The 13,619-nt window shown below is 41.0% G+C and carries 16 protein-coding genes; 6 read left to right on the forward strand and 10 right to left on the reverse strand.

Annotation, left to right across the window (positions count from 1 at the left end):
* Positions 1 to 6: 6 nt before the first annotated feature.
* From ABJF57_RS12250 to ABJF57_RS12260, 3 genes are read left to right on the forward strand one after another with little or no spacing between them, the layout of a single operon-like run.
* Positions 7 to 1,302 carry a glycosyltransferase 87 family protein gene (locus ABJF57_RS12250; RefSeq protein WP_462229437.1) on the forward strand — a complete coding sequence of 432 codons (1,296 nt, stop codon included), beginning with the start codon at positions 7 to 9 and terminating at the stop codon, positions 1,300 to 1,302.
* Positions 1,299 to 1,790 (forward strand): rhodanese-like domain-containing protein, encoded by a 492-nt coding sequence (locus tag ABJF57_RS12255; protein ID WP_462229439.1) that lies wholly within the window; start codon positions 1,299 to 1,301, stop codon positions 1,788 to 1,790. Before ABJF57_RS12250 ends, ABJF57_RS12255 begins: the two co-directional genes overlap by 4 nt.
* Before the next feature lie 17 nt (positions 1,791 to 1,807).
* Positions 1,808 to 2,449 carry a TIGR04282 family arsenosugar biosynthesis glycosyltransferase gene (locus ABJF57_RS12260; RefSeq protein WP_462229441.1) on the forward strand — a complete coding sequence of 214 codons (642 nt, stop codon included), beginning with the start codon at positions 1,808 to 1,810 and terminating at the stop codon, positions 2,447 to 2,449.
* A gap of 17 nt (positions 2,450 to 2,466) precedes the next feature.
* Here the strand turns inward: ABJF57_RS12260 and ABJF57_RS12265 are convergent, their stop codons facing one another.
* The 5 genes from ABJF57_RS12265 to ABJF57_RS12285 form a co-directional block, all read right to left on the reverse strand.
* Positions 2,467 to 5,118 (reverse strand): ABC transporter permease, encoded by a 2,652-nt coding sequence (locus ABJF57_RS12265; RefSeq protein ID WP_462229443.1) that lies wholly within the window; start codon positions 5,116 to 5,118, stop codon positions 2,467 to 2,469.
* Complete coding sequence (locus ABJF57_RS12270) at positions 5,115 to 5,450, reverse strand: PadR family transcriptional regulator (RefSeq protein ID WP_462229445.1); 336 nt, start codon at positions 5,448 to 5,450, stop codon at positions 5,115 to 5,117. The genes ABJF57_RS12265 and ABJF57_RS12270 overlap by 4 nt, the downstream gene beginning before the upstream one ends.
* Positions 5,451 to 5,527: 77 nt before the next feature.
* Positions 5,528 to 6,772: a BamA/TamA family outer membrane protein gene (locus ABJF57_RS12275; protein WP_462229447.1), complete on the reverse strand. Its 1,245-nt coding sequence runs from the start codon at positions 6,770 to 6,772 to the stop codon at positions 5,528 to 5,530.
* Positions 6,769 to 7,614 (reverse strand): hypothetical protein, encoded by an 846-nt coding sequence (locus ABJF57_RS12280; protein ID WP_462229449.1) that lies wholly within the window; start codon positions 7,612 to 7,614, stop codon positions 6,769 to 6,771. Before ABJF57_RS12280 ends, ABJF57_RS12275 begins: the two co-directional genes overlap by 4 nt.
* Positions 7,615 to 7,715: 101 nt before the next feature.
* On the reverse strand, positions 7,716 to 8,396 hold the full coding sequence (locus ABJF57_RS12285; RefSeq protein ID WP_462229450.1) for a Crp/Fnr family transcriptional regulator: 681 nt from the start codon (positions 8,394 to 8,396) through the stop codon (positions 7,716 to 7,718).
* 76 nt (positions 8,397 to 8,472) lie between these two features.
* Between ABJF57_RS12285 and ABJF57_RS12290 the strand changes: the two genes are divergently transcribed.
* Genes ABJF57_RS12290 through ABJF57_RS12300 form a run of 3 tightly spaced genes read left to right on the forward strand, consistent with a single transcriptional unit; the run spans position 8,473 to position 10,168 of the window.
* Positions 8,473 to 9,006, forward strand: coding sequence for a CopD family protein (locus ABJF57_RS12290; RefSeq protein ID WP_462229452.1), 534 nt, complete (start codon positions 8,473 to 8,475; stop codon positions 9,004 to 9,006).
* Between the two features lie 55 nt (positions 9,007 to 9,061).
* The gene (locus tag ABJF57_RS12295) at positions 9,062 to 9,691 is read left to right on the forward strand and encodes an SCO family protein (RefSeq protein ID WP_462229454.1); all 630 of its coding nucleotides are present in this window, start codon (positions 9,062 to 9,064) and stop codon (positions 9,689 to 9,691) included.
* A gap of 12 nt (positions 9,692 to 9,703) precedes the next feature.
* On the forward strand, positions 9,704 to 10,168 hold the full coding sequence (locus ABJF57_RS12300) for a c-type cytochrome (protein ID WP_462229456.1): 465 nt from the start codon (positions 9,704 to 9,706) through the stop codon (positions 10,166 to 10,168).
* A gap of 21 nt (positions 10,169 to 10,189) precedes the next feature.
* On the opposite strand, the gene ABJF57_RS12305 is transcribed toward ABJF57_RS12300, so the two are convergent.
* The 5 genes from ABJF57_RS12305 to ABJF57_RS12325 all read right to left on the reverse strand — a co-directional run bounded on the left by ABJF57_RS12305 (position 10,190) and on the right by ABJF57_RS12325 (position 13,548).
* Positions 10,190 to 10,630: a hypothetical protein gene (locus ABJF57_RS12305; protein WP_462229458.1), complete on the reverse strand. Its 441-nt coding sequence runs from the start codon at positions 10,628 to 10,630 to the stop codon at positions 10,190 to 10,192.
* A 3-nt stretch (positions 10,631 to 10,633) separates the two neighbouring features.
* Positions 10,634 to 11,071, reverse strand: a complete 438-nt coding sequence (locus tag ABJF57_RS12310) for a hypothetical protein (RefSeq protein WP_462229460.1) — start codon at positions 11,069 to 11,071, stop codon at positions 10,634 to 10,636.
* 85 nt (positions 11,072 to 11,156) lie between these two features.
* The gene (locus ABJF57_RS12315) at positions 11,157 to 12,401 is read right to left on the reverse strand and encodes an ABC transporter permease (protein WP_462229462.1); all 1,245 of its coding nucleotides are present in this window, start codon (positions 12,399 to 12,401) and stop codon (positions 11,157 to 11,159) included.
* Positions 12,398 to 13,024 carry an ABC transporter ATP-binding protein gene (locus tag ABJF57_RS12320; RefSeq protein WP_462229464.1) on the reverse strand — a complete coding sequence of 209 codons (627 nt, stop codon included), beginning with the start codon at positions 13,022 to 13,024 and terminating at the stop codon, positions 12,398 to 12,400. The genes ABJF57_RS12315 and ABJF57_RS12320 overlap by 4 nt, the downstream gene beginning before the upstream one ends.
* Entirely contained in the window at positions 13,024 to 13,548 is a 525-nt protein-coding gene (locus tag ABJF57_RS12325; RefSeq protein ID WP_462229466.1) for a DinB family protein, read from the reverse strand. The genes ABJF57_RS12320 and ABJF57_RS12325 overlap by 1 nt, the downstream gene beginning before the upstream one ends.
* Positions 13,549 to 13,619: the final 71 nt, after the last annotated feature.

The following is a 13,619-nucleotide window of genomic DNA, read 5'->3' on the forward strand; positions in this document are numbered from 1 at the left end:
ACCATTATGCTTAAGCAGCACAAAACTGGCTACTACACCTTTCTAGCTGTCTACGTTCTTGCCATTTTTGCTCTTGGCAACTGGATAGAACGTTACGCCTCCTTCACCCTTCTACTTGCCTTCTCAAGTGCTTTTTTTGGATATATATTTCTGCTCCAGAAACAGGAAAATGCTCGCATTCTTTTCATCACAGGTCTTCTAGCTCGTGTGCTACTTTTCCTAAGCCTACCGCAGCTATCAGACGATTTATATCGCTTCATTTGGGATGGCACCTTACTGAAAAACAACATTCATCCTTTTGAGGCACTGCCAAGCACTTATTTAAATCAAGGCATTGAGGGAATCAATGCAGAGCTGTATAACCAACTCAATTCTCCGAATTATTTCACCATCTATCCTCCGCTAAACCAGTTCATTTTCTGGCTGAGCGTAGCGGTCGGCAATGGAGACTGGCTCGTCTCTGCCAATACGATACGATTGATTTTGCTTGCTGGTGATCTGGGGTCATTCTTTTTACTTCAAAAATTGCTAACTCACTATGGCAAATCAGAAAGTATGGCCCATTGGTACTGGCTGAATCCGCTGGTTGTCCTAGAATTCACTGGTAATCTACACTTCGAAGGACTTGTGATTCTTTTTGTACTGGCGGGTATCTTCTTTTATGAGCATCATAGAAAATGGCTGTCTGCAGCAGGCTTTGGACTCGCGATTGGGACTAAGCTATTGCCGCTAATTTATCTACCATTCCTCTTTCTGAAAGGGCTAAAGGAGAAGAAATGGATCATATCAATCCTGGCTGGAATTACAAGCATTATTACCCTGCTGCCGCTATTTGATCAAACATTTATTCGCGCTATGAGCGAAAGCCTTGATCTGTATTTCAGGTCTTTTGAGTTTAATGCCAGCATCTATTTCATAGCCCGAGCCATTGGCTTCTGGATTTATGGCTATAATAATATTGCACTGATAGGTCCACTTCTCTCTGTATTCTCAATTGTCTCAATTCTCACTATTTCGGTAGTTGCCTTTTGGAAACAATGGTCGATACCTAAGGCATTGCTTTTTATCCTAACTTTCTACCTCTTATTTGCCACTACCGTACATCCATGGTACATTCTTCCGCTCGTGGCACTGGGTGTCTTATCAGGCTACTGGTATCCCATCATTTGGTCTTTTTTGATATTTCTTACGTATTTAGGATATACAAAAGGTGGTTTTGAACTTCCAACTTACATAATTGTTATCGAGTATGTCTTGACTGGATTAGTTTTGCTAGCCGAGATACGACTGAAGAAAAAATGAATAAACTCATACCTCCCTTTATTTTACTATTGGCCTCCACTCTCACATCTTGCGGCCAAAAAACGTATGATGAAAAGCTAGAGAGTTTGTACAGGAAGACCGTCCCTCTCATTAAAGCAGACTCCCTTAAACCCCGCCTTTCTGAAGTAGTCATTCTGGATACGCGGGCTGAAGAGGAATTCCAAGTAAGTCACATTCAGGGCGCACGTTTTGTAGACTATGATGCATTTGAAGTAACACAGGTCAAAGACATTCCGCTTGATCAGGAATTGATTGTCTATTGCTCGGTCGGATATCGCAGTGAGCGAGTGGGGGAAAAATTACAAAAAGCAGGATATACGAACGTAAAAAATCTATACGGAGGCATTTTCAGCTGGAAGAATGAAGGCTATGAGGTGATGGGCTCAAAGAATACACCGACGGATAGTGTACATACTTACAATAAGTCATGGGGAAAATGGCTACTAAAAGGAACAAAAGTTTACTAAAAAAAGAACATAATAAAATGAGTGACAGCTTGTTAATGATTTTTGTGAAAAACCTAATTCCAGGCATGGTAAAGACTCGCCTAGCTAAAGATATTGGTATCGACAAAGCCTTGGATGTATATCAGGAATTGGTACATCACACACACACAATCACTAAGAAAATTGAAGTGGATAAAGCCGTGTATTACTCCGAATATGTGGAAATTGAAGATATATGGGACACCGGCGATTATAAACTTACTTCTCAAAAAGGGTTCACACTTGGTGAGAAGATGACGAATGCATTTGATGAAGCATTTGATGCCTACAACAAAGTCATTATCATAGGAAGCGATTGCTACGATTTGAATTCCAAAATCATCAAATCTGCATTTGAAATGCTGGAAGAGAATGACCTGGTAGTAGGACCAGCCAAAGATGGAGGTTATTACCTCCTTGGCATGAAAGAATACCTTCCTCAACTGTTTCAAGACAAAACCTATAGTACAGACTCAGTTTTGAAAGAGTTGCTGGCAGAGGCTGAAGAGCTGGAGCTGTCGATCCATCAATTGCCTTTACTCAATGACATTGATACCCTTGATGATCTGAAGGGGACAGATATGGATTGGGAAAATCTTGGAGCTGAAGCTAACGCAGATGAAGAGGGAGAAGCTTATTAAGCCTCTCCCAATCAAATCTATTCATACCTTAACGAATCAATCGGGTTTGCTCCTGAAGCTTTCCAAACTTTAGCTCCAATGGAAGCTAGTGCGATAGCAACGGAAACCAACCCACCGAGTACATATATCCACCAGGATATTTCCGTTTGGTAAGCAAAGTCTTCCATCCATTTTCCAACGATGTAGTAGGATATGGGTGTGGAAACCACAAAAGCGACTACTATTAGCAAGATGAATTCCTTACTGAGAATGGTTCCAATTTGGAGGATAGATGCACCAAGCACTTTTCTAATGCCTAGCTCCTTGGATTTTTGCACAATGGTGAATGAGATCAAACCAAACAAGCCTAGGCAGGAAATCAAGATGGCAATTGCTGTCGCTGTAGATGCCAGCTTAGAAGTTTGACGCTCAGTTTTATAAAATTGCTCCACTGTTTCGTCCATGAAATTGACTGTCAATGGATAGTCCGGATAAACCTCACTCCACTTATCGGTGAGCTTATCGATGGTTTGCTCAATCTGCTCTCCTTTGACCTTTAACGCAAAACACCTAGACTTTTTCTGATACCGATAAAGCAGCGGTTCGATTGGATGATGTAGGGATCTGAAATGAAAATCTTTCACTATTCCTACTACCGTATGATCTTTCGAATTGAAATCGAAGGTTGTCCCTACTGCTTCTCTTGGATCTGTAAAGCCCAGATCACGCATAAACGTTTCGTTGATTAATAACTCAGGCAATGTATCATTTGGCAAAAGATTCCTTCCAGCCAAAAGTTTGATATCATAAAACCTTAAATAAGTTGTATCTCCGGACTTTTGGTGAGCACTGGTTACGACCTCTACGCTATCCGTTTGGTACTTCACCGTTGAAGTAGAATATCCCCGCTGGGCAGGGGGGGTATTTTGAAGTGCATAATCCATAACTTCCGGCATCTCATCCAGGTAATTCTTAATCAATTCAGACTTACTGTACTGTTCATAGTATGGTGTATAAAAGTAAATGACTCCATCTTCTTTGAATCCCAAATCTTTATCCAACATGAAGGATATCTGCCAGGCAATGGCCAGTGTACCCACAATGAGTAGTTGAGAAAATAGAAATTGGAACAGTATTAAGGCTTTTCGAATAAAAGATCCTCCTGAATTGTTTGATTTAGATCCAGAACTCAATGCTATTACCGGTCGGAAGGAAGAAATTACAAATGATGGATATATTCCTGCAATAATCCCAACCACTAAAGTCAGCCCTACAATGACCAACCAGAAAAGAGGATTGTTGTAATCCAGCCCGACACCTTGTGGAATAAATTCTTCGAAAAAGATAAATGAATAATGTGCAATGGGAATTGACAGCAAAACCGCAAAAAATGAGATGAGAATACTTTCTGTCAAAAACCTGCCAATCAATTGTCTTTTTGGGCTACCCAGCACTTTGCGTACACCAACTTCTTTAGATTTAGTTGTAGACTGTGCGGTTTCCAGGTTTACAAAGTTGAAAATAGCGATCAGCAGGATTGCCAGGGCCACGACACCTAAAATGGTTAATGTAGGAGTGTGAGCTGGGCCTCTGCCATTGTCGAAGATTCCTATGTCTGGACTAAAATGTACCTCGGCTAAAGGCTGAAGTCGATAGCTTTGCACCCAGTCAGCATCATCTGTCTGCTTTGCCACATGTTCATCAAGATCTTCCAACTGCAACATAATATCCGCTGCACTCACATTGTTAGATGTTCTAATCCATAGCTGGGACGAGCTATTGGTACTACCCCAGTCGTTATTGTAGCGATCCTTCAACCAAGAACTTTCTATTGTGAGAAACGAAATAAAATCGGTAAAATCAAAATCTGTGTTGTAGTCAGGTTGCCTCACGACACCAGACACAGCCACTTGCAGTGAATCCTGATAAATCACCGTACGGTTGATCATATCCAACCAATCCTCATCACCAAAATACTTGCGCGCCTGATCTGTGGTAAGTACCACTTTGTGTGGCTCACTTAGCGCATTATCGGGATTACCAGCCAGCCATTCATATTGTTTCACCACTTGGAAATAGGAGTCTCCAACAAGCAAAAGGTTACTTTGCCGCTCAAAGTCTTTCTTTTCATCACCATCCAATACTTCCACACCTGCAGAATACGTATGAAAATAAGAGAGCGCATCTATCCCAGAAAAATTCTCGCTTACATACGGTCCGATAGGCGTAGAAACACCTTTGTTTGTTTGGGTAAACGAACCGGTAAACGAGGTGTAAATTCTGTATACATTTTCCTTATCAGGAATCTGAGTATTGAAGCTCGTTTCAAACCTGACGATACTTAAAATAGAGAGAAAGGCTCCCACTCCTATGGCCAAGCCTAGCACATTGATTGATGCTGTGGTTTTATTCTTGAGCAAGTTCCTCCAGGCAATTACCAGGTTGTGCTTCAAAAAAGTCATTGATGTATTTACTCTGTTGTTCTTCATTTTAGTCCTTTTAAGTGCATATGTTCGAAAACTTCTGATCACCAACCACCAATAAAAAAGTTTTGCAAAACGAGCTCCCTGCTCTTCTACAAACTCATTGTAGACTTCATAAAGATCTCCTTCGAGCTCTTCGGTTCGTTCTTCCGAACAATAAAAGCGAAAGACTTTCAGTGGTAGTCTTGGTGGTCGATTTGATTTCATCCTAGATTATCAAAAGCAATTTTTGGTATTTGATTTCTCATGCGGTTTCGAAGCTCGTTGGCTTTTTCCAATGCCACTTTCCCTGCCTGTGAAATGGTGAAAATACGCTTTCGCTTACCTCCCCTTTCATTAGACATCTCTCCCATTCTGGAATTCAATAGTCCTTTTTCCTCCAAACGGTAGACGGCTGCATGCACTGAACTAATGCTAACCTTTCGGTCGGTTTGCTTATTCAATTCATGCTGGATAGCAACACTGTAAGCATTGTCATACAATATGCCCACAGTAAGCAACACGAGCTCTTCAAACTCTCCAAGATTGGTTCCCTTCATTTTTTGAAATATTAATTTCGTAAATGTAAGTATTATACCACAAAAGTGAATTTTGGTTACAGATCGCTAAGACTTTTTTAGAAATACTGGCCTATCCCAAGGACAAAGCCATTGACCCCTAGCTCTTGTAAATTGACTCCATAATCTACCCTAAGGATCGCATTATAGATTTTTTTATGAATGAAGCGAAAGCCTCCACCAGCAAAAAGTACCAGGTTTTCAGATTTGCTAAAATCAGAAAAATTTCCGCCAGGGTTTCTCCATGATCCTGAATCAGAGAAAAGGACTCCCTGCACTGCCAACTTCTGTTTATCTACAAATGAATGACGGTACTCAACATTTAAAATAATGGCTCCTGTACCTCTGTCTACCCGATTTCCTACGCCTCGAATATTTAGGTAGCTATCCAAAACAAATGGAGCGAACGGGCTTTGCTCGTTAGTACTCAAACCCAATCGGAAGCGAGTAGCAAAATTTCCTCTTACACCACTTCTCCAAAACTTCTTTGTATCATTAAACACAATGTAAAAGGCAGGATCATCGTCCAGTGATTGAACAGTTTGAAGGTTCAACTGATTGTGTAACCCATCTTGATAAAAGAAAAAATAGTTCACACGGTTCCAAACAAAAGTGACCTTACCCAGTAGCTTATTTTTTGTCACTTTGTCCGGAGCCCCTACAAAATTTCCTTCAGTAAATTTCCGATAGTCTTCAGTGAAAAAAGCCCCACCGACCTCCACTCGATCTTGAAAGTTGAAATGTCGGATCAGGTCAGCACCGAACGTATAATTATCATATTCATATTCCACCGTCTGATTGAAAAACAAGGGCTCCAGTGTTGACCATTTGATCAGGTTAACATTCATTCCCCAATTTGATTGCCTGATCCTGTCAAAAGTTAAATGAGCTGCGAATGAGCTGCGATCGTAGTATTGATAGTATGCCGTAAGCTTATTGCCTCTCCCGCCTAGGTTTGCCTCTGAAGCACCAATTTGAACCCAGAAATTTTCTTCGATCCCGCCAAAACTGAAAATTGGCAGGAGGGTGTAAAGCTCCTGAAATTCGTATATAATCTCAGCCCCTTCGGTCGTTTCATTTACCTCAAAGCTGACGTCTGAAAACATTTCCAGATTTACCAGGCGCTGCTTAGTCGCCTTGAGTTTTACCGAATCCAATTTTTCCCCAACACTGAATGTTAAGAATTGATCTACGTAGGTAGCATTTGTCTTTTTAAGTCCCTTATATTGAATTACATATACCTCCTGCGAAAAACACTGGCTAAAAAGGCTAAAAAGGCATACGATCAATGAGGTTTTTTTCACTTTTGGCGTATCACTCGGATACCCAAATTTATGGTTTCTCCAGCACCTTCCCCTTCACTTCCAAGCCAAAAGTTAGTATACAGAAATTCCAACTCTATAAAATTTGGAACTAGCTGATATTTTGCGCCAAGACCTGATTGAACAAAGTAGGAGAAGAATGCTTCCCCAGTCTGCGTACCATTATTATAATGGGTGGGGAAATATTCCGACATGGCGTAGACTGTAAATCGTGTATTCGGGAAGTAGCTAAAGAACACGCTTGTCTGAGTTTGCAAGTAATTGTTCGCCCGAAAAGAATCACGAGAGAAATTGTACCAGAAAGCCTGCTGAAAGAAGAGTTGTGTTTTTTCTGATAATGGAAGGTCATAAAAAATCTGATTCAACCACAGACTACCGTCTGGATGTAAGAAAGCATCATTGGAAGTCTGATTCTCTAGATCATCAGCCAATGGCAACAGAAATGTAGACTGAATGGAGAGTCTCTTTAGATTATTGAAGGGGGCAATTTTTATTTTGGGTCCAAAACCCACAACAGCCGTTCTGGAGCCTTGCGCATCGCTGGTGTTCACATTTTTGATCCAAACGTCTGCACCAATATTGATTTTATCATTTAATCCGAAAAGAAACTGATTAATTGAAGTAAAGTAGTTTTCTCTTCTTCCATTATCGACTTTGCCTCCATTAGCGTCGAAAGATTTAGTCTGTGTATACAGATTTTGAAAACTTTTAAACTCCCAGTCTCCCTTCCCAAATAGGATAGATGGTGTATAGTTTTGTAGATTGTTTTGCGCTGAGCTTACAAAAAAAGCTGACGCAAGTAAAGAGAATAATATGACCCGCATGTTTTTAAATTTTCATCAAAGAACGTTGAACTATCGTCAAATGACAGTCAACTACCGGACAAATAAGGAAATGTGATGAATTGTTAAACTTCTTGTGATAATTAGGCCAATTTTTCCAAATCTCGGATCAATATTCTTCGCCTATCGAAATTGATCAGGTTCTTTTCTCGAAGTTCATTCATCACTGTAGTCACCGTCTGCCTGGAAGTGCCCGTGAGAGAAGCAATGTCTTTATGTGTCAGGTGATTTTTTATCATCGTTTCAAACCCAACTTTCTGGCCTTTTTCTTCGGCCATCTCTTTCAGAAAGTCTACGATACGTGTCCTTGCATCTTTGAATACCAGTGACTCAATCTTGCGCTCCATTTTTCGAAGACGGAAGCCAACGATTCTCAATATCTTAAGGTTGAGTTCTTTGTTGTCAACCATTAGATTTTGTAAATCTTCTATGGTCATGGAGCATACGTGCGTGTCATTGTCCATGGATTGAGCAAAATCCTGCCGTTTTTCCTCGCCAGCAAGTGCTAACTCACCAAAAACCTCTCCTCGCGTTAGAATTGCCTTGACTATTTCTTTTCCATCAGGGCCATAGGTGCCGATCTTCACCCGTCCACTAGAGACCATATAAATGTTCTCAGATGATTGATCTTTAAAATAAATGAAATCATCTTTCTTGTAGATGCCTGGAATATGCTTCTCTTCAAGATAAGGTGTCTTTTTGGGGCAAAGTACTTCGAAGAGATCTGTGTCTTCAAAATACCATAAATTTCTTTCGTCGCTCATGATCTTAGGATGTCTCGATTGTTGCAAATTTGCAAACAACCATGGTTAACAACAATTATAATTAAAAAGGTCCTACATGGAATACTTATATCTGAAAGCTCTTCATATCATTTTCGTGATAACATGGTTTGCTGGATTGTTCTATATCGTAAGACTTTTCATCTATCACACGGAGGCATTAGAAAAGCCTGAGCCTGCTAAAACCATTTTGTCAGATCAGCTTTCCTTGATGAGCAAGAAGCTCTGGTACATCATTGCCTGGCCATCAGCTGTACTCACTGTCGTGCTGGGTACATCTCTACTAATCAGTCAGCCATCTTGGCTAAAAATGCCCTTCATGCACATTAAATTAGGTTTTGTATTCCTGCTGATTCTTTATCATTTAGGATGTGATATTATTTTTCGTCAGCTTCAAGCAGGAAATGCACGCTACTCATCCACTCAGCTTCGGGTGTATAATGAGATAGCTACGCTCATACTTTTTGCGGTTGTTTTTCTGATCGTCTTAAAGAATGAGCTGAGTTGGATATGGGGTACCATTGGTCTTGTTAGCTTTGCCGTGGTTCTAATGATTGCTATAAAACTTTATAAAAAGTTTAGAAAAATGTGACATTTAGCAATCTTTTGAACGGTAAAATTCAAGTTAAATAGCACAGAAACAAACCATGAAACACCTTACCCTCCTTTTTTTGATCACCATTTTCATCGCTTGTGATCAAAAATCCTCAACAGAACAACTTCCTTTTTTGGGCAACACGATCTACGAGGGCAATGACACGATCTATCACACCATCCAAGATTTCCAACTTGTAGATCAGGACAGCAGCATCGTGACAAATGAGACTTTTGGTGACAAAATTTATGTCGCTGACTTTTTCTTCACCTCTTGCCCTACCATCTGTCCAAAGATGAAAGCTCAAATGCTACGTGTCTATGAGAAGTTTGAAGGAAGTGATGAGGTGGGAATTTTATCACATACCATCGACCCAACCTATGATACCGTGGCATTGCTAAAAGATTACGCTGAGCGACTGGGTGTAAGCTCGGACAAGTGGAAATTTTTAACCGGAGATCAGGATTACATATATGAACTAGCCGAGAATAGCTATATCTCACTCGCCGATGAAGATGGAAATGCTCCCGGTGGTTTTGTCCATTCAGGGGCTTTCTTGTTGGTAGACAAAGACCGTAGAATCCGAGGGTTTTATGACGGAACGGTACCCGAGCAGGTAGACGTATTGATCAACGACATTGAAAGACTTTTAAAAGAATATCAGCCAGCAACCGAAAAATAAAACTTAATCAACATGCAAAGACTAACCTTCGTATTTATAGCACTAGCATTCGCAGTGGCTTGTGGCAGCAGTTCAGACGAAAAATCAGCAGATACCTCCTCTACAGAATTGAGTTCTCGAGATCAAATTCGGCTGAAGCAATATCAAGTGCAAGGTGCAAAGGTGTATGCCACCTATTGCGCCAATTGCCATCAGCAAGATGGAAAAGGGCTTGCATCTCTCTACCCACCGCTGGCAGGGTCTGACTACCTCCTCGAAGATATGTCCAGAGCGGCATGCATCATTAAAAATGGGCAGAGCAAAGAGATCGTAGTGAATGGGGTGACCTACAACCAGATGATGCCGGGCAATCCCATTACCAATCTCGAGATCGCTGAAGTACTGACATTCATTGGGAATGCCTGGGGCAATGAAGCAGGTCTTGTTGGCGTAAAAGATGTGGACAAATGGATTGATGCCTGTGAGGAAGGGTATTGATTTGCAGAATTCTATCTCAATTTAGTATTGCTCCAAAGTCTCTTTGGCAGCAGCTAACGATCCGTTCATGTCTTCCTTCACTTGCTGGATGGATTTTTTTTGACCTTCCAAGTATTCTTTGATTTCGTCATCTGTGCCGTCAAACTCAGAATCATACTGATGCATCCAATTCATCATGCCTTCATTGGCAGCTGCCAGGTCAGTTGCTAACCTGCTAAACATTTTTGCGTTCGTGCTATCTGCCTCCATCAAGGAATCTGCTAACACCTCTAACTCCATCCGTGTTTTTCTTAACTCCCCTATTTTAGGCATCACTTCATCATGAATGGCTAGCACTTGACTTTTCAAGCTATCTAGCGAAATTTCTTCTGGAGCAGAACTACTATTGGTCGCATTTTCTGGTTTTCTCCCACAAGAAAAAATCAGACTAGCAGTAAAAAGGATAAGGGTTAGGTATTTCATCGTTTAGTCAATTTTTACTTCTGCATCTTTCAAGATATACATCAGTTGGTCGTAATCAGTATCGTTTAGCTCTAGTCTGCCTGTGACCGTAACAGGCTTGGCTGTGTACTTCACTTCGTCTTTTAAATAGGCCTCAGCAACGGTCTCTGGTCCACTCCCTCCACAGAAAAAACATGCGGCAATGGGCAAGGATGATAAAATGATGTGCTTTGGCTCAAACATCCCCTCAAATGGAATAATGAATCCTTTCAGTGAAATCATCTTTCCATTCATCTTTTGAACATCATCTCCAAACTTCGGGACATAGATTTCCCCGTACTCATCTTGCGATTTTTCGTACTTCACATCAGCCATTGTTTCCCAATTTTTGCTGGAATCTGTGAATTGCGCAGATACTCCAAATGATAACAAGAGTACAAAGAGAAGAAGTGTATTTTTCATTTAGTTTAAATTTTACCCATAAAGCCAGTTGGTGCAAAAAATCATTGACATCCTCATCCCAATAATTAATTGACCATTCATGGTCTTATGCTTTTGAAAGCGTTTCCGAGATATCTGCCTTATACGCAAGAAATGCCGGAATGATTGAAGCAAAAATACCTACTCCTAAACTTCCAAGCACCACATAGTACTCGTCACTCACAAAAAACATTCCACTTGTCTGAATTTGTTCCATCGAGCTTACTAAAACACCAAAACCTACATGCGCCAATCCAAAACCACACAAGCTTCCGATAATCGTCAGTACAATACCTTCGGTTAGAATCAGCATAAAAATTTTACCCTGACTGGCCCCCATCGATCGCATGATGGCCAGCTCATATCTTCGCTCCTTCAAAGAGTTGATCAAAGCAATGAATACACTGGTGGCACTCAAAACAATAATTACCAAACCCAAAACATTCACCACATCTACACCCACGCCTATGATGTTGAACAGCCGTGCGGTCTCGTAAGGAGGTGAGGCGGCCTGGAGGTTGCTGGTCCCGTTGACGATTCGTGGAAGCTGAACTGCTGCCATTGGTGACCGATACTTGACAAGCAAGGAGGTAATGTCTTCATTCTCCATCTGTTCTTTGGTCACTGCAATGCCTAACCGTTCCAAATCAATCGTCTCATGCATGTCATTACCTTCCTCATGATCGTGCGTTTCATGACCCGCATGCACTTCCCATACACTTTGAATAGAAACCAAAATAAGTTGGTCCATCACCGAGCCTGATTGCTCCATGATTCCTACCACCTTAAATGGATGCTCTTCATGACCACCAGCTCCCTCTGCAAGTCCATGAGCACTTTCGAGCTCATCACCAATGGAAATCCCTAAACTCTTGGCAATGGCTGATCCGACAGTAGCAGTCATTTCATTGCCAAACCATTCACCTTCTTTCAGTTTTGCTCCGTACAATGCCGGATAAGCAGGCGAGGTTCCTACGATTCGATAACCCTGGTAACTGTCTCCAAGGGACAATGGAATAGCTGACTTCACTAACCTGTTTCGGGTAAGGTTATTGGCATCTTTAAGCGAAATATTTCCCGTAGGGAAGTCTATGTGAAAAATACAGGCCAAAATGATCTGAAGGGGGCTTCCTTTGGCTCCAACTACCAGATCAATGCCCTGGGCATTCTTATTGATTTCATTTTTAAGGAAGGTGCTCGTAAGCAAGATGGAAACAATTATGGCTACCCCAAATCCGAACAACAAGACACTCAAGAGCGAACTTAAGGGCTTGGCAAATACATTTTTTATGCTGAGTGAAAATAGATTCATAGGGATAATTGATTTTTGAATTCACTTTTCACACGCTGATCATGTGTCGCTACGATGAGCGTTGCACCGGTTTCTTCCGCCTGAGACTTCAGGAGATCTATCACTTTTTTACAATTTTCGTCATCCAAACTGGCAGTCGGCTCATCAGCTAAAAGCAGCTTTGGTGAATTAATCACCGCTCTGGCAATAGATACGCGCTGCGCCTGCCCTTGACTAATTTGATGAATTTTCCGGTTAGCTAACTCTTTAATTCCAAGTCGCGACAACACTTCGTCTAATCGTCTGCCATCCGTCTTCTTTCGCCCTAAGTATTGTGACAAACTCAAGTTCTCTTTTACGGAAAGTGATCGAATTAAATGAGGTCTTTGAAAAACGATCCCAATATTTTCACCACGAAAACGATCCAATTTCACGTCACTTTTTGATCCTAAGTTTTCTCCCGCCACTTCGAGCGTTCCCTCTTTCGGCGACATTAATCCGCCGATCAGATGGAGTAAAGTGGTCTTTCCACATCCTGAATTGCCAAGAATGACCGCATGATTTCCTTCTTCTACCTTCCAGTCCGGATAGCTAATCTGAGCGTCTCCATCATAAGAATGTTTTAGTTTTTCTATTCGTAGCATTAAACTCCAAGTTGCTTTTTGATTCTATTGATTTGATGTACGTGATGAATTTGATGGTAAACAAACGAATCAACTGCTCGATCCAAATTTTGCCTTCCACCCATCGGATGTTTATACACTAGTTTATTGAGCCATTCTTCTGGAAAATCATCAACAAATGCTTCTATAGAAGCCCTTGTCTCAGCCCATTTTGATTTTATTTCTTCAAATGAATAACTGGCGGGTTTTGAAACATACGATGGAGCTTTCCACTTCAGTGAGCTTTTGAGTACTCCGTTACATAGCCACATTCTCAAAGCATTTGTAGCACCTGAATTTTTCATTCCCTCGCCTGCTTGCATTTTTTTTTGCATGTATTTGAGAGAGGCTTTTTCTGCTGAATTTAAGTGCGAAAGAACTTGTATTATGCTCCAGCCGTAAGCTGTATCACTTAGTTTTTCAACGGGAATCTCCTCCAGAGAAGCGTATATATTAGCAGTGTCTGCGTTCAGCCTTTTAAGCTTCTCATGTATTGCCTTTTTCACTTATATCAATTTTTTGCTATAAAATATAAAAAAAGTTATCTTCGTTCCTGTAAATCAGCCTTTTATAAAGG

The sequence above is a fragment of the Ekhidna sp. genome, assembly GCF_039940915.1.
GTDB lineage: Bacteria > Bacteroidota > Bacteroidia > Cytophagales > Cyclobacteriaceae > Ekhidna.